Origin of the sequence: Streptomyces sp. 2114.4, from assembly GCF_900187385.1 — a bacterium.
GTDB lineage: Bacteria > Actinomycetota > Actinomycetes > Streptomycetales > Streptomycetaceae > Streptomyces > Streptomyces mooreae.
This window is the reverse complement of record NZ_FYEY01000001.1, coordinates 1,061,708-1,079,433: the sequence shown is the minus strand read 5'-3', so window position 1 is coordinate 1,079,433 and position 17,726 is coordinate 1,061,708. Positions and strand designations below refer to the sequence as shown.

Below are 17,726 nucleotides of genomic sequence, written 5' to 3'. Positions count from 1 at the left end.
GGGATGCCCTCCTACTGGCGGGCCAGGGAGCGGGTGATGCCCGTCGCGATCGTCGTGGCCAGCGTCCAGCCCGTGACGACCAGCAGATACGAGAGCCACTGGTACGCACCCCGCGGCGCGAAGGCGCCCTCCTGTCCGAAGCCGATGATCGGCATCAGCAGATCGAGGGTGTAGAAGAAGGGGTTGAAGTCGGGGGCCTCGTCGCTCTTCAGCGGGCGTGGCGGGTGCAGGGCGAAGGCGAGGGCGCCGATGAGCAACAGGGCCAGCAGCCAGCCGGCGGCGCGCATCGGACGGAAGCCGTAGCCGACTGTGGCGTCCTGAAGGTGACCCCAGACCTTGGCGTACCAGGGCAGGGTGCGGCGGTGGCGGCGGAGTTTGGCCAGCTGGACGGTGCGGGCTGCGGCTTCGTCCCCGGCCGCACGGTAGGCGCCCGCGAGCTGCTCGTACGAGTACGACACATAACCTGCGCGCTCGCGCTCCAGCACCGGCAGCCGTTCCTCGGCGGGAAGATGCGGGAGCAGCGAGCCGTAGGTGAGCCGGTCGAGCTTGACCTCGTCCGGCCAGACCTCCGGCGGGACGTACAGGACGTCGAACTGGGCGCGGCGCAGATTGACCGTGCCCACCACGGGCTTCGCCTCACGCAGCCACATCTCGCCCACGACACAGCTGCTGACGCGTAACGCCACCCCACCCGGGTTGCCGAGGGCGGCATAGGCGAGGTTGAGCTGGCCGCCGATCCGGGCACCGCGCAGGTCGACCCGTCCGTGGGCCCGCAGCCGCATCGCGTGCACGTCGGTGCCGACGCTGAGGGTCTGGGCCTCCAGCGCGTGATCGCCGGGGGCGTTGAGTTGTGCGTCGTCGAGCGTGACCTGTCCGCCGACGGTGGCGCCGTTCAGCCGGATGCGGCCGTGGGCGACCAGGCCGGGGGCCCAGAGGTCGGTGCCGATGTCGGCGTGGTTCAGCTGGAGAACGGGTTCTTCCGGCGGCTCCGTGGCGGCCGGATCGCCGATGTGGGCCCCGTTGGCGAAGACCGCACCGGATGTCTGCGCCCCGGCCAGCCGCACGGGCCCCTTGATACGGCAACAGGTGAGGCGCAGCACTCCGTCGACGTGAAGGTGTCCGGCCGTGAGACCCGGCAGGACCGAGTCGTTCAGCGCCAGGACGCGCAGCCTCGCCCCGTACAGGTCCGGGGTCTCGTCGAAATGGCAGGAGCGCAGTCGTACCGGGTGCTCCACCCTGCCGTACTTGAGGTTCAGCTCCCCGGTGATGCGGGCGCCCCATAGTTTCAGCCCGGCTATCTCACCGTCCCGTGACGGCCCGTTGAACAGCAACAGCCGGAGCACGGCGGCGCGTACGGTCCGCTCGGGGCCCCAGGTGGCGCCGTCGGCCGGGTCTTCGTCGGCGTGCTCCCGGAAGTCGACGCTCTCGCCGAGGGGGAACGCCTGCCAGACACGGCGTTCCGCTGGGGTGAGCCTGGTGATCTCCACCGGCCGGATGCTGTCGCGCGGGTGCGGGAACTGTCAACCAAGTGCCGTGAGGCCAGGACCGCGGCATGTTCCCGCGTCCGTCTCCGAGTTGGCGCCCGCCCCCCCGCCCTCGGGGCGGCCCCCATGGACCGCCCCGGGCTCCGCTCACGGCCGTACCTGGATCTTCCTCCCCTCGCCGGCCCGGAAGCGGGCCAGCGCCTCGGCGTACTGGTCCAGCGGGAGGCGGTCGCTGATGAAGACGTCCGGGTCCAGGGCACCGGCCGCGAAGAGCTCCGCGGCGCGTTCATAGCTGTGCAGCACGGCCATCGAGCCGGTGATGGTGATCTCCTGGTTGTAGATGCGGTAGGGCTCGATGGTGGCGCGCGCCGCGTAGTCGGCGACGCCGAACTGGAGGAAGGTGCCGCCCTTGCCGACCCGTCCCAGGGCGTCCTGGATGGCGTGTTCGTTGCCGGTGGCGTCGATGACCACGTCCCAGCCACGCGGGCGGTCCAGCTCGTCGGCGGAACCCGCCGCGTTGCTGCAGCCCAGCGTGCGGGCGGTGGCCAGCCGCGCGGGGTTGATGTCGACGACATCGACCCCGGCCGCGCCGGTGCGCTTGGCGAGTTCCAGCATCATCAGGCCCATCGTGCCCGAGCCGTAGATGAGGACGCTGGTGCCCAGTTGTGCCGAGCGCAGGATGTCGTAGCCGCGTACGGCGCAGGACAGCGGCTCGATCAGGGCCGCGTCTTCGGTACGGACGTGGTCGGGCAGCTTGACGCAGTTCGCGACCGGGGCGACGGCGAACTCGGCGGCGCCGCCCGCCGTGGTCACCCCGATGGCCGCCCATCGCTCACAGAGGTTGTTGCGGCCGATGCGGCAGTAGTGGCACTCGTGGCAGTAGAGGGAGGGGTCGACGGCCACCCGGTCGCCCTCGGCGAGTTCGGTGACCGCGCTGCCGGCCGCCACGACCGTACCCGCGAACTCATGGCCCGGCACGACGGGCAGCGTGGGCGCGAACTCCCCCTGGAGGATGTGCAGATCGGTACCGCACAGCCCGCAGGCGGCGACGGACACCACGACCTCGCGGGGGCCGGGCGCGGGGTCCGCGACGGTGGTGACCTCGACCGTGCCGGGGGCGCTGATCACTGCGGCTTTCATTTCACGGCTCCAAGCGACAGGCCCTGGACCAGTTTGTCCTGGGCGGCGAACCCGGCGATGAGCACCGGGAGGGAGATGACGGTGGCGGCGGCGCACACCTTGGCCAGGAACAGGCCCTGGCTGGTCACGAGTCCGGTCAGGAACACCGGCGCGGTACCGGCCACGACGCCGGTCAGGACCCGGGCGAACAACAGCTCGTTCCAGCTGAAGATGAAGGAGATCAGGGCCGTTGCCGCGATCCCCGGCATCGCGACCGGTGCGACGATCCGGGTCAGGGTGGTGGCCAGCCCCGCCCCGTCGATCGAGGCGGCCTCCAGCATCTCCACCGGGACCTCGGCGAGGAACGAGCGCATCATCCACACCGCGATCGGCAGGTTCATCGAGGTGTAGAGGATGACCAGCAGCCAGATGCTGTCGAGCGTCCCGGTGTTCTGCGCGACGAGGTAGACCGGCAGCAGCCCGGCCACCACCGGCAGCATCTTCGTGGAGAGGAAGAAGAAGAGAACATCGCTCCACTTGCGCACCGGTTTGATGGCCAGCGCGTAGGCGGCGGGCACCGCCAGCAGCAGCACCAGCAGGGTGGAGACGACGGAGGCGGTCAGCGAGTTGACCAGCGGGGGCCAGGGGCTGACGCCGCCCCCCGTCGCCCCGAAGAACTCGCGGTAGCCGTGCAGGCTGATCCCGGCGCCGACGCTCGGCGGGTTGGTCGCCGCGTCCGTCTCGCTGTGGAAGGACGTCAGCACCATCCAGGCGACGGGCAGGAAGAAGGCGATACCGCACAGCCAGGCCGCCAGGCCCAGCAGGCTGCCGGTGCGCCGCCGGCGCCGCGCGGCGGGGGACCCGGCGCGGCCACGGGCCGGGGGCGGGGTGGACAGAGTGGTCATGACGTGACCTCCTCGCGCAGCAGGGACGACACGGTGCGCAGGGCGAAGGTCGCCACCAGCAGCGAACACAGCACCACCACCACGCCCTGGGCGGACGCCCGTCCGTAGTCGTGGGACTGGTAGACGGTCTGGTAGATGGTGTACGGCAGGTTGGCGGTGCCCAGGCCGCCGGACGTGATGGTGAAGACCGCGTCGAAGTTCTGCACCACGTACACCGTGCCCAGCAGCGCGGCCAGTTCGAGGTAGCGGCGCAGATGCGGCAGGGTCAGGTAGCGGAAGATGTCCCAGGCCGAGGCACCGTCCATCCGGGCCGCCTCGACGGCGTCCGACGCCCGGCTCTGCAGCCCGGCCAGCAGGATCAGCATCATGAACGGCGTCCACTGCCAGATCAGCGACGCCTCCACCGCGGCCAGCGGCGAGTCGGTCATCCAGTCCGGCTGCGGCGGATGCTCGCTGCCGAACAGCCGCCATATCCAGGTCAGCGAGCCGTTGAGCAGCCCGTACGAGGCGTTGTACAGCGCATGCTTCCACAGCAGCGCGGAGGCGACCGGCACGACGAGGAACGGCGTGATCAGCAGGGTGCGGACGATGCCGCGCCCACGGAAACCACGGTCGAGCAGCAGCGCCAGACCGAGCCCGAGCAGCAGGCTGACCAGCACCACGGTCACGGTCAGCAGCACCGTCGTGCCCACCGAGGCCCGCATCGCCGGGTCGGTGAACACGGCGCGGTAGTTGTCGAGGGCGGCGAAGCCGCGGTTGTCGGGGGCCAGTGCGTTCCAGCGGGTGAAGGAGATCACCACCGTGGCCAGGAACGGGAGTTGGGTGACGACGACGAGGAAGACCAACGCGGGGAGGAGGGGTGCGCGGCGGGCCCAGTTCTTCGCCCGCTCGGTGCGGCGGGCGCGGGTGTCCGTACCGCCGGCGCGGAGCGCGACGGCCGCGTCGGCCGCGGGGGCCGGCTCAGTGGTGCGTGTAGGCATCGGACACCTCCTGCGCCGGCCGCCGGCTCTTCTTCAGGGCCTCCGGCACGCTCTGCTTGCCGGCGATGGCCGCACTGATCTCGGTCGAGACCTTGGTCCCCAGGTCGGCGAACTCGGGGATGCCGACGAACTGGATGCCGGGGGCCGGCCGCGGCTGTACCCCGGGGTCGCCGGGCCGGGCCGAGCTGATCGCCCGCTCGGTCGGGCCGGCGAACGCCCCGGCCGCCTTGGCGTATGCGGGGTTGCGGTAGAGGGAGGCCCGCTTGCCGCCGGGCACCCTCGACCAGCCCAGTTCGCGGCCCACCAGCCGCTCGTAGCCCTTGCCCGAGGCCCAGCGGATGAACCGCCAGGCCGCGTCCTGGTGCGTACTGGCCTTCTGCACGCCCCAGGCCCAGGTGAAGAGCCAGCCCGCCTCACGGGTCCGCTCCACCGGCGCCGGTGCGTAGCCGACCTTGCCCGCGACCTTGGAATCGCCGCTCTCCAGCGACCCGGCGCCGGCCGTCGCGTCGTACCACATGGCGACCTTGCCCTGCTGCATGTCGTTGAGGCACTCGGTGTAGCCGGCCTGCGGGGCGCCCGCCTGGCCGTGCCGGCGCACCAGATCGACGTAGAACCGGGTGGCCTTGGTGAACTCGGGGCTGTCGACCCGCTGCTGCCAGTCCTTGGCGAACCAGGTGCCGCCGAAGGTGTTGACGACGGTGGTCAGCGGGGCCGCCAGCTGGCCCCAGCCGGGCTGGCCGCGCAGACAGATGCCCTTCAGTCCCTTGCGGGAGCCGTCCAGCCTGGCGGCGAGCGCGGCGACCTGGTGCCAGGTGGGCCGGGCGGGCATTTTCAGCCCGGCGGCCTTGAGGAGGTCCTTGCGGTACATCAGGAAGGACGACTCGCCGTAGAACGGTTCCGCGTAGACCTTGCCGTCCGCTGCGGTGAGGGAGGAGCGGACCGGCTTCAGGATGTCGCCCTGGTCGAAGGTGCGGTCCTTGGCGGCCCGTTCACCGAGCGGGGCGAGCCAGCCGTTGCGGGCGTAGATGGGCGTCTCGTAGTTGCTGACGCTGGCCACGTCGTACTGCCCGGCCTGGCTGGAGAAGTCCTGGCTCATCTTGTCGCGCAGGTCGTCCTCCGGCAGCACGGTGAAGTGGACCTTGATGCCGGTCTCCTTGGTGAAGTGCTCGGCGGTGAGCCGCTGCAGATCCACCATCTGCGGGTTGTTGACCATCAGGACGTTGATGGTGTGGCGGCTGTCGTTGCCCGCGTCACCGGCGCCGCGGTAGCAGCCGGTGGCGGACACCGCCAGGGCGACGGCGAGGGCGGTCAGCACTGGGGAGCGGCCGCCGCGGCCTGGTCCGGGGGATCGTGCTCTCACGGCTCGTGCCTTTCTGGGGGGACGGGGGAGGTGGGGAGGGGAGGGGACGGGGAGGGGACAGGGACGAGGGGCGGTGACGCGGCGGACGGGGAGGCCCGGCGAGAGCCGCACCCGCGGCGGCTTCGGGGCGTACGACGCCGTCCTGCGGGTACGCCGGGGAGCCGTCCGTCGGCCGGGGCGGCCGTCGGCGGTCAGCTGTGGGGGATGTGGTGGTGCCGGGCTGCGGGGACCGGACGTGCGGAGCCCCGTCCCGGTCAGACCCGGAGCACCTGCGGCCCCAGGAGCGAATAGCGATGTGCCTCCGGCGCGGACAGCCCCACGTCGGTGACGATCGCGTCGAAGTCACGCACCTCGGCGAACCGGCAGAAGCTGCTGGCGCCGAACTTGCTGTGCACCCCGACCAGCACCCGCCGCCGGGAGGAGCGGACGGCCTGCTCCTTCACCTCCGCGACCGCCGGGTCCGGAGTGGTCAGACCGTGCTCCCGGGAGATGCCGTTCGCCCCCAGGAACGCCAGGTCGATCACGAACCGGGCGAGCATGTCCCGGGCCCAGGATCCGACCGTCGCCTGGGTCCCGGAGCGCACCCGCCCGCCGGCCAGCAGAACGGTGGTCGACTCGGACGCCGCGACCAGCGAGGCGGTGCGCAGCGACGCGGTGATCACGGTCAGCGGACGGTCGGTGGGCAGCAGCGTGGCGACCAGCTCGGGGGTGTAGCCCTCGTCGACGAAGACCGTCTCGGCCTCGCCCACCAGCGCGGCGGCGGCCGCCGCGATCCGGCGTTTCTCCTCCACCTGCTGGGTCTCCCGCCGGGCCAGTGTGGTCTCGAAGCCGGCGCTCTCGACCGGATAGGCCGCACCGTGCGTCCGCCGGATCAGGCCCCGGCGCTCCAGCTCGCTCAGATCGCGCCGTACGGTCTCGCGGGCGACTCCGAACTCCGCCGCGGCATCGGCGACCTCGACCCGGCCGGACTGCCGGGCGAGCGCGAGGATGCGGTGCTGGCGTTCCTCGGCCCTCATGGCTCACTCCTGCCCGAATTCTGACTGCTTCCGGATCTGACGGTTTCCGTTTCCGTTCGGTCACGGGACTGCCCGTTTCCACCCGCATCAGGTTTATAGCAACCGGGGAGGCGCAAAAGGCTGCCCGTGGCGGCGGAAAACTTGACCGTTTCTGTCCGCCTGCGGGCGCTGTCACCTTGGTCACCTGCACGAACGGGTGCCCGTAACGCCCTGGCAGGGGGTCCGTTCGGGCCCAGGGAGCCGGGGAGCGCGGGGCCGCCCGTTGTGCGCCGGAGGGCCGCAGCAGTGGTGCCGCGGACCATGGCGCTTAGTCTGGACGGCATGAGCTCGGAGATGCGGTCGTTGGCGGTCACTGCGGTCGTGCAGGCGGAGGAGTGCGCGGTCCTGCGCGTCAGCGGAGACCTCGACCTCCGCACCGAGCAGGCGTTCCTCGCCGAGGCACGGTCGGTGGTGTCGGCCGGGCACCGCTTCCTGGTGCTCGATCTGACCGCACTGCGCTTCTGCGACTCCCGCGGGCTGAGCTGCCTGCTCGCCCTGGAATGGCTGTGCCGGCGCCTGGAGGGCAGGCTGCTGCTGGCCTCGCTCGGGGTGCGGATGCTGCGGCTGCTGGTCGGCACCCAGTCCCTCAGCGTCTTCTCGTGCTTCCCCACCGTCGGCCATGCGCTGGCCACGGTCCCCGATGCCAGCCGCCCGGAGTGGCCGCCGGTGGCGCAGGAACCGAAGGAGGGACCGGCCGACGCGTGAGGCCGGCGGCTGACCGGTGGCGTGACGTCGCTCCCCGGCGACCTGGCGTCGCTACTGAGCCCGGCCGAGGTCCTGGACGAGCGTGGGGGAGGGGCGGGGGATCTCACCGAAATCCTCGTCGTCGCTGTCCACCACGAGCCGGTTGATCACATTCTCCAGGGCGCTCGGCAGGGTCGGGGCGAGCCCGCTGTGCCACTGGACGAGAAGGTTGTGGCGCGCCGCGTCCGGCAGCAGCTGCTTCTCGTCGAACGCGGCCGCCGACCGGCGCTCCTCGTCCGGCGCGTGCGCGGCCTGTTCGCGCCAGTAGGCGGCGTCGCGGTACTCACCGTTGCGGCGGTGGGAGAGGTACAGGCAGTAGGCGGCGGTGCGGCTGCCGGCGCCGGCGCCGAAGTGCCACCAGAAATGGGCCGCGTCCTGGCGGCCGGTGATGTGCAGCAGACAGGCGAAGACCAGGGCGCCCTCGGGGTCGATGTGGTGGTCGTTGACCAGCCGCTCCAGGCTCGCCGCGGCCGCCGCCGCATTGACCACCAGCGCACAGGCCAGCTGGAGCTCATGGGTGGCCTCGTCACGGGCGCTGGCGTAGGTGCTGGGCGCGCCCTGGCCGGCCCGGACCGGCCGCTCGGCCGCCGGCGACCCGTCCGGCGTCGCTGCCGCCGTTCGCAGACAGGCGCCGAGACCGCCGGGCACCCCCGCGTCATCGAGGTCAACCGGTCGTGCCGGACCATCGAAACCGGATACCGCCGCGGCGGCGCTGAGCAGTGTCTCGACGGTTTCCCGGCGGCCCGCGGGGCAGATGTGCGACATGGTCAGTTCCCCCTGGAATATCCCTGGTCGATACCGAGCGCGGCGGCGAGCTTGCGCTTGCCGCGGCTTGCGTAGGAGCGGACGGTGACTTCGTCGACGCCGAGCAGGGCGCCGATCTGGGCGTCGCTGTAGCCGATGACGTGCCGGAGCACGATCACGTCGCACTGCCGCTCCGGCAGTCTGGCGATCGCCGCGTACAGCCCCAACTGGCTCTCCAGCATGGCGAACTGCTGCTGGCACTCGCGCAGCAGGGCGTGGGTGACGACGGCGAACGCGGCGGTCTCGGTGAGGGCGGTGGGCTGCTGGTGGTCGTACAGCCACTCCACCACCCGTTCCTTGAGCACCGACCAGGCGTACGCCTCCACCGAGGCCTGCCGCAGCGCATGCGGCCACAGCCGGCCGAGCCGGCCGTACGCCGCCCGGGTCACCTCACGGGCCGCGGCCTCGCTCCCGGTGTGCAGATAGGCGTACGTCAGCCATTTACGTGCATGCGTGGCCAGGAAGGCCTCGAAGGTGATCGAGAGCTGGTGGTCGAACGGGTCCGGCGCGACGTCCGGGAGCGAACCACGGGGGAGCGGAGCTAACTCCGCCGTATGGACAGGCGCGGGAGCGCACGCCGGTCGCAGTCGGTCCCGGTCTGCGCTCACGGTCAGCCTCGTTCCGTTTCGCCGTGCACCGAGCCGGGCGCCCAAGCGCCGCCGGCCGCGGGAGGGTGGTTGGCCCTCACCCTCCAATGAACCGGAAAGGGCGGCCGTTTGTGGCATCGCCCGGGCAAAAATCTGCCGCTGCGTATTCATATGACTACGCGTGACGCCGGCATGTGACACCGGCGGGCCGGCCGGGCCGCCCGTCAGGAAGCCGCCGGGTGTGCCCCGGCATGATCCGGCACGTTCGGGGCAGTGCTCCAACAGCCGGGCGCACGGCGGCGGTTGATGCGCCGCCCGGAGTGCGCGGCGTGCAAGGGGGTGTCACCGCACGCCGAGGAGGCGTGCCGGGGCAGGTGCCGTACTGGGGAGGCAGCGAACGATGAGCGAGCACGGGTCCGCGGTGGATCTTCAGCTGGACCGGGCCCATTCGTCCCGGATCTATGACTACTTCCTGGGCGGCAAGACCAACTTCCTGGCCGACCGGATGGCCGCCGGGGAGGTGCTGAGCGCCTTCCCCGCCGCGCTGGTCGCCGCCCGCATCAACCGTGAGTTCATGCATCGCGCCACCCGCGTCCTCGCCGAATCCGGCATGCGGCAGTTCCTCGACATCGGCACCGGCATCCCCACCCCGCCGAACCTCCACGAGGTCGCCCAGGGCGTCGCCGCCGACGCCCGGGTCGTCTACACCGACAACGACCCGATCGTCCTCGCGCATGCGGCGGCCCTCCTGCTCAGCACCCCCGAGGGACGCACCGCCTACGTCCAGGCCGATGTCACCGACACGGCCGGCATCCTCAAGGCGCCCCAGCTCCTCGACACCCTCGACCTGAACCGTCCGGTCGCGCTCAGCCTGAACGCCCTGATGCACTTCGTCCCGGACGACGACCGGGACCACGCCCACGCCATCGTCGAGACCCTGAAGGCGGCGCTTCCGTCCGGCAGTACCCTCGCCATGAGCCATGCCACGGCGGACTTCGACCCCGGGGCGATGGGCAAGATCATCAAGATCTACGGTGCCGCGGGCACCCGGCTCCAGTTCCGCTCCCGCGCCGCCTTCCTGCGCTTCTTCGACGGCTGGGAGCTGCTGGAACCGGGCGTCACCCTCTCCCACCAGTGGCGCCCCGACCGCCCCGAGGACGCCACCCATGTCACCGACGCGGAGGCCGCCTGCTACGCGGGCGTCGCCCGCAAACCCTGAACCCGCGGGAGCGGGCGGCCCGGCGACGTGCACGGCCCGGACGGTGGCCGCGCCCCACGGCGCGCATGGCCGCGATGCAAGCGTGATACCCGCAGGGCGAGGACCACGAGGGGGCTACCTCGGGCTGATCGTGACCCGGCAGGTGGCTTTGGCCCTGCCGTGGGTGCGCACGGTGACGGTCTGGCCGTGGTCGCCCCAACTGGCTCTGGCGCCTTGGACCTCGACGCGGTAGCCGCCCGGGTACGTGTCCCTGGGCACGGTGATCCGGGTGGGCCCCGCCGCGTTGTCGCGGGTGCGGAAGGTGAGCGTGTAGGTGCGGGTGGCCGGGGTGTACGCGAACGTGAGCGGGTCGCCCGCGACGGCCTGCGCGTACGGCTGGACGAGCAGCTGGGCGTGAGGCTTCACGGCGCCCGCCTGGTCGAGGAAGCAGTAGCCGCCGCCCCGGCACCACTGCCACCACGTCCAGCCACTGGAGAAGCGGTCCAGGGCGGCCGTCATGTCGGTGACGAACTGGCGTGCGTGCGGAACGTAGGGGTTGCCGCCCCATTCCCCCACGATCACCGGCATGCGGTGACGGGCCGGGTAGTCGCTGATCGCGGCCTCGTAGGCGGGGATGAAGGTGCCGTCGGGGTCGTAGTCGGCGCCGGTTTCCATCGCGGTCTCGTAGAAGTGCGGCGCGTAGCCGGCGTGCGGGTCGTCGATGCGGCCCATCCGGGTGGGGACGCCGACACCGACGATGACGGTGGGTTCGACGAACACCCACGACCTGTGGTCGACCAGGCGGATCGCGCGGGCAAGGCGGTTCCACAGCTCGGTGAGCTCGGTGGCCTCGAAGCGGGCCGCGGCGGCGGGGAGGTCTTCGCCTTCGAGGAACTTCGCGAACGGCTCATTCATCAGGTCGTAGCCGAGCAGCGCCGGGTGCCTGCCCAGGGTGGCGGCGACCGTCATCCACATGCGAGCGTGCGCGGCGCGGAAGTCGGCGTCCTTGTACAGGTGGTCAAAGGCGGTCTGTACGGACGGCTCGAAGTACTCGGAGAACCAGTCGCCGGGTATCGGCCAGAACGGTAACCCCTCGTCGCGGGTGGCCCAGTCGGGGACGCCGCGGGAGCCGAAGCGGGGGCCGTACACGTCCTGGTGGGCGTCGAGGACGACCTTGATGTGGTAGCGGTCGGCCCAGTCGAGGATGCGGCGCATCTTGGTGAGGTAGCCGCGGTCGTAATGTCCGGGGGTGGGTTCGAGGTCGTCCCAGAAGAACGCGAGGCGCGCGAGGTTGAAGCCCCGGCCGGCCATGTCCTTGAGGTCGCTCTCGTGGATGTCGGCGAACGCGTGGGTGCCTCGGCTGCTCTTGTCGGCGAGGTTGAAGCCGCGCCACTGGAGCGCGCGGCCTTGGCCGTCGGCGATGAAGGTGCGGTCACCGACCGTGACCCGGTCAGTGACCCGGTCAGAGGCGCGGTCGGGGGCGCGGTCGGGGCGGGCCTGGGCCTGCGCGGGGAGGACGCCGAGCAGGAGAGCGGCCACGGCGAGGGCGGCGGGCGCGACGCGGGAGGTCAAGCGCATGCAGGAGCCCCTTTCGAGGAGGGCTGCTGGGGGCGTGCTACTGGCCGACCGGATGGTACTGGCGGATGGGGCAACTTCACAGAAGTTGACGGGGGTTGGCGGGAGTTGGGCGGGGCTCCCTGGCCTCCGCGCCTCCCGGCACGACCGGCAGGAGACGCACGCGTCGAGCGTGAAACGGGGCCTCCTGAGAACGGGGGGAATATCGCAGTCCCCGCCGATCTCAGGAGGCCCTCACCCGTTCAAGCGCCACCGGGACGGAGACCGCCTGTTACCCATTTCCGGGAGCAACGCACCCGGCGCTTCATTCCTTGCGGTATCCGTACGCCTCCCCGGCCGCTGCCGCGACCGCGTCCAGGTCCGCCCCGGCCGACGCGGCGACCACGGCGGCCACCGCGCCCTCGACCAATGGCGCGTCCACCAGCCGGGCGCCCTCGGGGAGTTCGTCGCCCTCGGCGATCAGGGCCTTGACGGTCAGTACGGCGCTGCCCAGGTCGACCAGGATCGCCACGCCCGCTCCGCGGTCCACCGTGCGTGCCGCCTTGGTGATCAGCTCCGCACTCGTCCCCAGCCCGCCGTCCGGTGTACCGCCCGCGCCGGCCACCGGCACCGTGACCCCGTCGCCGGCCAGTCCGAGGGCCAGCGTCGCCACGGAATCCGCGACCGGCCCGCTGTGCGACACCAGCACCACCCCGACCGGAGCGCCCTCACCGCCGGCCGTACCGCCTGCCGTCTGCGCGCTCACTTCGCCACCTCCGCAAGCGCCGCGAACAGCAGCGACGAGGAGGTCGCCCCCGGGTCCTGATGCCCGATGCTGCGTTCCCCGAGGTAGCTCGCCCTGCCCTTCCTGGCCTGCATCGGTACGGTGGCCAGCGCGCCCTGCTCGGCCGCCTCCGCGGCCGCGTCGAAGGAGGCCGACAGGGCGGTGACCCCCGGCACCAGAGCGTCGAGCATCGTCTTGTCCCCCGGCGCCGAGCCGCCGAGCTGCCCCACCGCGTCCACCCCGGCGGCCAGCCCCGACCGCAACTCCTCGGCCGACACGCGCGCCGCCTCGCCCAGCGCCTTGCCGGCGCGCCGCAGCAGCGTCCCGTACAGCGGCCCGGATGCCCCGCCCACACTGGAGATCAGTTGCCGTCCGGCGGTGGTCAGCACCGCGCCGGGCGTCGCGGGCGGCTCCGCCTCCAAGGTCTTGACCACGGCCGTGAAGCCGCGCTGCATATTCCTTCCGTGGTCGGCGTCACCGATGGGTGAGTCCAGCTCGGTGAGCCGGTCGGCCTCCCGGTCGATGACGGCGGCGGCCGCCGTCATCCAGCGTACGAAGAACGCGGCATCCAGCACCGTTTCGGACACGGACTACTCTCCTTGGTTGTTCGGGCACGGAGTGAAGAAAGCGGAAGTCGTACGGCCACAGGCAGCGGATTCGGACCTGCGGACCCGTACGGACGGAAGAGATACGGAGACGGATGCCGTCCCGTCGCAGCCCCCTGCAAAGCGGGTGCGGCGGCGGTGTCACCGCCCCCAGCGAAGGGCGGGCGTCTGCACCGGTGCGTCCCACAGCCGCAGGAGCTCCCCGTCCACCTGGCACAGCGTCACCGAGCAGCCGGCCATGTCCAGCGAGGTCACATAGTTCCCCACGAGCGTGCGGGCCACCGCCACGCCCCGCTCGTCGAGCACCCGGCGGACCTCGGCGTTGAATCCGTACAGTTCCAGCAGCGGGGTCGCCCCCATGCCGTTGACCAGCACCAGCACCGGCAGCCTCGGATCCAGATCCTCCAGGATCGCGTCCACGGTGAAGTCCGCGATCTCGCGCGAGGTCATCATCGCGCGGCGCTCCCGCCCCGGCTCGCCATGGATCCCGACCCCCAACTCCAGCTCGCCCTCCGGGAGATCGAACGTCGGGGTGCCCTTGGCCGGGGTCGTACAGGCGCTCAGCGCCACACCGAAGCTGCGCGACGACGCCACGACCTGCCGGGCCAGCGCCTCCACCCGCTCCAGCGGCATGCCCTCGTCCGCCGCGGCACCGGCGATCTTCTCCACGAAGAGCGTCGCCCCGGTGCCGCGCCGCCCCGCGGTGAACGTCGAGTCGGTCACCGCGACATCGTCGTTGACGAGCACGCTGGCCACCTGCACCCCTTCGTCCTCCGCCAGCTCCGCCGCCATCTGGAAGTTGAGTACGTCCCCGGTGTAGTTCTTGACGATGAACAGCACACCGTTGCCGCTGTCCACGGCCGCGGCGGCCCGCACCATCTGATCGGGCACCGGCGAGGTGAAGACCTCGCCCGGACAGGCGGCGTCCAGCATCCCGGGCCCGACGAACCCCCCGTGCAGGGGCTCGTGCCCGCTGCCGCCCCCGGACAGCAGTGCCACCTTCCCCTCCACCGGCGCGTCCCGCCGTACGATCACCCGGTTCTCGGCATCCACCACCAATTCGGGGTGCGCCGCGGCCATCCCGCGCAGCGCATCGGCGACCACGGTCTCGGCGACGTTGATCAGCATCTTCATGGGTACCTCCCGGTGACTTGAGCAGGCGAGCTTTGAGTGACGTTCTTCCAGGTCAGGTGGGGTGTCGAGCTGTGCTGATCTTGACATGCTCCGGCGTTTTCCGACAGGGGTGAAGGGGTGGCGGGGCCCGCAGGGCACGGGCTGGGCCCGGCGGACCTCACCCCCTGCTGACGGGCCGTCGGTCATGTTCGCTTCGGCCTCCGACGTGCCGGGACTCGGTGGTGCAAGTATCGGGCGAGGTGGCCGCTGGTGGCACTGTTGCGTGCTGGTGTCGTTGTGATCGGTGTGGCGTGATGCCTGCGCTGCTTCCCTGCTCCGGTGCCGGGTAAAACCATCGATCCGCACACCGGGCCTCTCGTCAAGCCCCGCGGGCGGGGGAGCGGCGAGGGTTCCCCTGGCGTTACGCCACCAGGGGCCGGTCGCGAGGGCCGATCGGGGCGGGAAGTGCGGTGGAGCCGGTCAGATACCGGTCCGCGGCCGCCGCGGTGGCCCGTCCCTCGGCGATGGCCCACACCACCAGGGACTGGCCGCGCCCCGCGTCGCCCGCGACGAAGACCCCGTCCGGACCGGTGGGGGCGGTCCGCCCGGCAGGCCCCGCCGCCTCGGCCGCGAAGTCGTCGTCCCGGGCGAAGTTCCCCCGTTCGTCCAGCGTGAGCCCCAGCTGCCGGATCAGACCGCTGTCGCGCTCGGGGCCGGAGAAGCCCAGGGCGAGCAGCACCAGCTCCGCCGGGATCACCCGCTCGGTCTCCGGCCGCGGCTTTCGGGCCGTGGGCTCCACCTCCGTCAGGCACAGTGCGCACACCTGGCCGGCCGTTGTCCCTTCGAAGCGCAGGGCGGCGGAGGAGAAGACCCTCGGATCCGTGCCTTCCCGGCCCCTGGCCTCTTCATGGGCGTGGGAGATCCGGTAGACCTTCGGATAGACGGGCCAGGGCTCGCGGTCCGGCCGGGTATCGCCCGGCTCCGGGTTGATGTCCAGCTGTACGACGGAGGCCGCGCCCTGGCGCAGGGCGGTGCCCAGGCAGTCCGAGCCGGTGTCACCGCCTCCGACGATCACCACATGCTTGCCCTCGGCGGTGACCGGCGGCATGGCGTAGTCGCCCTCCACGACCCGGTTGGCGAGGGGCAGGTAGTCCATGGCCTGGTGGATCCCGTGCAGCTCGCGGCCGGGCACGGGCAGCTCCCGCTGCTCGGTGGCGCCGACGGCGATGACCACCGCGTCATGGCGCCTGCGGAGCTCGGTGGCGTCGAGATCGCTGCCGACGTCCACGCCCGCGCGGAACTTGGTGCCCTCCGCCCGCATCTGCTCGATGCGGCGGTCCAGATGCCGCTTGGCCATCTTGAACGCGGGGATGCCGTAGCGCAGCAGTCCGCCGACGCGGTCGGCGCGCTCGTAGACCACGACGGTATGGCCGATGCGGGTGAGCTGTTGTGCCGCCGCCAGCCCCGCGGGGCCGGAGCCGATGACGGCGACGGACTTCCCGCTCAGCCGCTCCGGCGGATGCGGCGCCGCATAGCCGCGCTCCCAGATCTGGTCGGCGATGGCCTCCTCGACGTTTTTGATCGTCACCGGATCGGCGTTGAGGGCCAGCACACAGGCGGCCTCGCACGGCGCGGGGCACAGCCGGCCGGTGAACTCGGGGAAGTTGTTCGTCGCGTGCAGCCGCTCGGCCGCGGCCCGCCAGTCGCCCCGCGCGGCGTACGCGTTCCACTCGGGGATGAGGTTCCCCAGCGGGCAGCCGCTGTGGCAGAACGGTATGCCGCAGTCCATGCAGCGGTCCGCCTGCTCGGACACCAGCGGGAGCAGTGCCTGCCCGGCGTAGACCTCGTCCCAGTCGTTCAGCCGTTCCTCGACGGGGCGCGGCGGGACGGGCCGGCGGGGGAACTTGAGGAAACCGCGAGGATCGGTCATGCCCCGCCTCCCTCGCTCACTCGCGGTGCACTACGGGGGTTCAGGTCAGCCTACGCCTGCTTTGTCCCGGTTTCAGTGGTCGGCGGCCCGCGGTGAGAGGCCGCGTCCTGGCGAGGGGACCGCGTCAGAGTAAGGGGCGCGTCAGGGCAAGGGCCGCGCCCCGGCAAGGGACAGCCCGGCTCCCGCCCGGTACCCCTGGTGCAGCAGCGGGCGCATCCGTCCCACAGGGCGTATATGTGAATCCATCGGGAGGTCCCGACCGCGTGAACCCGTCAGGAGGTCCCCCGTATGTTCCGCGGCGCGCGCGGCCCGGCAGCGAGAGGGGCACGGTGAAGAGCTTGCAGCCCACGCCGGCGAGGAGGTCGTGGACGCTCGTGGCAGTGGCCCTCCTGGCCGGCATCCTGCTGGATCTCTTCGCGCCCGAGCCGTACACGGGGCTCCCGCTGCTGGCGGCCGCGCCGCTGGTCGCGGGCGCCATGCTCTCCTTCCGTTCCGCGTTCGTCGTCGTGGGTGTGGTGTGTGTGGTCTCGGTGGGGCTGGATCTCGAGCGCGGGCGTCCGGCGACGCCACGGTATGTCGATCTGGCCGTGGTCGGCCTGATCGGTGTGCTGGCGCTCGCGGTCAACCGGCTCCTGCTGCGCCAGGGGCGCGACCTCGCGCTGGCCAGGGATGTCGCGGAGGCGGTCCAGCGGGCGGTGCTCCCCGATCCGCCCAGGGAGGTCGGGCCGCTGGCGGTGGCTGCCGGGTACACCGCGGCGCAGGCCGAGGCGCGGATCGGCGGTGATCTGTACGCGGTGCAGGAGACGCCGTTCGGGGTACGAATGATCATCGGGGACGTGCGGGGCAAAGGGATGGAGGCCGTCGCCGCCGTGTCCGTCGCCATCGGGGCCTTCCGCCAGGAGGCCGAGTACGCCCCCACCCTGGCCACACTCGTCCAGCGGCTGGACGAGGCCATGGCCAGGGCCGCGGCCAGGAGCGGCCCGGTGACCTCCACCGAAGGGTTCACCACCGCCGTGCTGGCCGAGGTGTCCGACGACGGCGGGGTGCTGAGCCTGGTCAACCGGGGACACCCGCCGCCGTACCTGGTCCACGGCGGGCAGCTCGTACGGCTCGACCCGACGCTCCCGCAGCTGCCCCTCGGCATGGGCCTGGGGGACACCGCGCCGGCCGGCTCCGCTCCCGTCGACGTGGTGCGGCTGCCTCTGGGTGCCTCGTTGCTGCTGGTCACCGACGGGGTCACCGAGGCCCGGGACGCGGCGGGCACCTTCTACGATCCGGTTTCCTCGCGCCGCATGGGCAGGCGGTTCACCGAACCGGAGGCGCTGGTGGCGGCCCTGACCAGGGACGTCGGCCGCTGGACCGGGGGGCATCACCAGGACGACATGGCCATCCTGGCCGTTACCCGGCGTGGCGCGTCCTTGCCGTCCTCGTCGGCAATGCCCCCTGCACACGGTTGAACTGACGCCATGTCATGGGTGGGTTCCCCCGGGGCAGGCGGGTGCAC

The 17,726-nt window shown here is 71.8% G+C and carries 16 protein-coding genes; 3 read left to right on the top strand and 13 right to left on the bottom strand.

Annotation, left to right across the window (positions count from 1 at the left end):
• Positions 1 to 11 precede the first annotated feature (11 nt).
• The 6 genes from CFW40_RS04585 to CFW40_RS04560 all read right to left on the bottom strand — a co-directional run bounded on the left by CFW40_RS04585 (position 12) and on the right by CFW40_RS04560 (position 6,864).
• Positions 12 to 1,487: a membrane-associated oxidoreductase gene (locus tag CFW40_RS04585; RefSeq protein WP_088796581.1), complete on the bottom strand. Its 1,476-nt coding sequence runs from the start codon at positions 1,485 to 1,487 to the stop codon at positions 12 to 14.
• Positions 1,488 to 1,631: 144 nt separating this feature from the next.
• Positions 1,632 to 2,624, bottom strand: a complete 993-nt coding sequence (locus CFW40_RS04580; protein WP_088796580.1) for a zinc-dependent alcohol dehydrogenase family protein — start codon at positions 2,622 to 2,624, stop codon at positions 1,632 to 1,634.
• A complete protein-coding gene (locus CFW40_RS04575; RefSeq protein WP_088796579.1) occupies positions 2,621 to 3,508 on the bottom strand; it encodes a carbohydrate ABC transporter permease in 888 nt (295 codons plus the stop codon). Before CFW40_RS04575 ends, CFW40_RS04580 begins: the two co-directional genes overlap by 4 nt.
• The gene (locus CFW40_RS04570) at positions 3,505 to 4,488 is read right to left on the bottom strand and encodes a carbohydrate ABC transporter permease (protein WP_088796578.1); all 984 of its coding nucleotides are present in this window, start codon (positions 4,486 to 4,488) and stop codon (positions 3,505 to 3,507) included. The genes CFW40_RS04575 and CFW40_RS04570 overlap by 4 nt, the downstream gene beginning before the upstream one ends.
• The gene (locus CFW40_RS04565; RefSeq protein ID WP_088796577.1) at positions 4,469 to 5,848 is read right to left on the bottom strand and encodes a sugar ABC transporter substrate-binding protein; all 1,380 of its coding nucleotides are present in this window, start codon (positions 5,846 to 5,848) and stop codon (positions 4,469 to 4,471) included. The genes CFW40_RS04570 and CFW40_RS04565 overlap by 20 nt, the downstream gene beginning before the upstream one ends.
• A gap of 254 nt (positions 5,849 to 6,102) precedes the next feature.
• Positions 6,103 to 6,864 (bottom strand): DeoR/GlpR family DNA-binding transcription regulator, encoded by a 762-nt coding sequence (locus CFW40_RS04560; RefSeq protein ID WP_088796576.1) that lies wholly within the window; start codon positions 6,862 to 6,864, stop codon positions 6,103 to 6,105.
• Positions 6,865 to 7,185: 321 nt separating this feature from the next.
• Here CFW40_RS04560 and CFW40_RS04555 point away from each other — a divergent pair, with 321 nt between their 5' ends.
• On the top strand, positions 7,186 to 7,608 hold the full coding sequence (locus tag CFW40_RS04555; RefSeq protein ID WP_256331602.1) for an STAS domain-containing protein: 423 nt from the start codon (positions 7,186 to 7,188) through the stop codon (positions 7,606 to 7,608).
• Between the two features lie 51 nt (positions 7,609 to 7,659).
• On the opposite strand, the gene CFW40_RS04550 is transcribed toward CFW40_RS04555, so the two are convergent.
• Together CFW40_RS04550 and CFW40_RS04545 are read right to left on the bottom strand one after the other, a co-directional pair.
• Positions 7,660 to 8,412, bottom strand: a complete 753-nt coding sequence (locus tag CFW40_RS04550; RefSeq protein ID WP_088796574.1) for a hypothetical protein — start codon at positions 8,410 to 8,412, stop codon at positions 7,660 to 7,662.
• A 2-nt stretch (positions 8,413 to 8,414) separates the two neighbouring features.
• A complete protein-coding gene (locus CFW40_RS04545) occupies positions 8,415 to 9,059 on the bottom strand; it encodes an RNA polymerase sigma factor (protein WP_088796573.1) in 645 nt (214 codons plus the stop codon).
• A gap of 379 nt (positions 9,060 to 9,438) precedes the next feature.
• Here CFW40_RS04545 and CFW40_RS04540 point away from each other — a divergent pair, with 379 nt between their 5' ends.
• Positions 9,439 to 10,257 carry an SAM-dependent methyltransferase gene (locus tag CFW40_RS04540; RefSeq protein ID WP_088796572.1) on the top strand — a complete coding sequence of 273 codons (819 nt, stop codon included), beginning with the start codon at positions 9,439 to 9,441 and terminating at the stop codon, positions 10,255 to 10,257.
• A 114-nt stretch (positions 10,258 to 10,371) separates the two neighbouring features.
• Here the strand turns inward: CFW40_RS04540 and CFW40_RS04535 are convergent, their stop codons facing one another.
• The 5 genes from CFW40_RS04535 to CFW40_RS04515 form a co-directional block, all read right to left on the bottom strand.
• A complete protein-coding gene (locus CFW40_RS04535) occupies positions 10,372 to 11,814 on the bottom strand; it encodes a cellulase family glycosylhydrolase (protein WP_088796571.1) in 1,443 nt (480 codons plus the stop codon).
• 301 nt (positions 11,815 to 12,115) lie between these two features.
• Positions 12,116 to 12,556, bottom strand: coding sequence for a PTS-dependent dihydroxyacetone kinase phosphotransferase subunit DhaM (locus tag CFW40_RS04530; protein ID WP_088796570.1), 441 nt, complete (start codon positions 12,554 to 12,556; stop codon positions 12,116 to 12,118).
• A complete protein-coding gene (dhaL, locus tag CFW40_RS04525; protein WP_088801905.1) occupies positions 12,553 to 13,149 on the bottom strand; it encodes a dihydroxyacetone kinase subunit DhaL in 597 nt (198 codons plus the stop codon). Before dhaL ends, CFW40_RS04530 begins: the two co-directional genes overlap by 4 nt.
• Before the next feature lie 171 nt (positions 13,150 to 13,320).
• A complete protein-coding gene (gene dhaK / locus CFW40_RS04520; RefSeq protein ID WP_088796569.1) occupies positions 13,321 to 14,313 on the bottom strand; it encodes a dihydroxyacetone kinase subunit DhaK in 993 nt (330 codons plus the stop codon).
• 400 nt (positions 14,314 to 14,713) lie between these two features.
• The gene (locus tag CFW40_RS04515) at positions 14,714 to 16,222 is read right to left on the bottom strand and encodes a glutamate synthase subunit beta (RefSeq protein WP_088796568.1); all 1,509 of its coding nucleotides are present in this window, start codon (positions 16,220 to 16,222) and stop codon (positions 14,714 to 14,716) included.
• A 329-nt stretch (positions 16,223 to 16,551) separates the two neighbouring features.
• Between CFW40_RS04515 and CFW40_RS04510 the strand changes: the two genes are divergently transcribed.
• Positions 16,552 to 17,679 (top strand): PP2C family protein-serine/threonine phosphatase, encoded by a 1,128-nt coding sequence (locus CFW40_RS04510; protein WP_088796567.1) that lies wholly within the window; start codon positions 16,552 to 16,554, stop codon positions 17,677 to 17,679.
• Positions 17,680 to 17,726 lie beyond the last annotated feature (47 nt).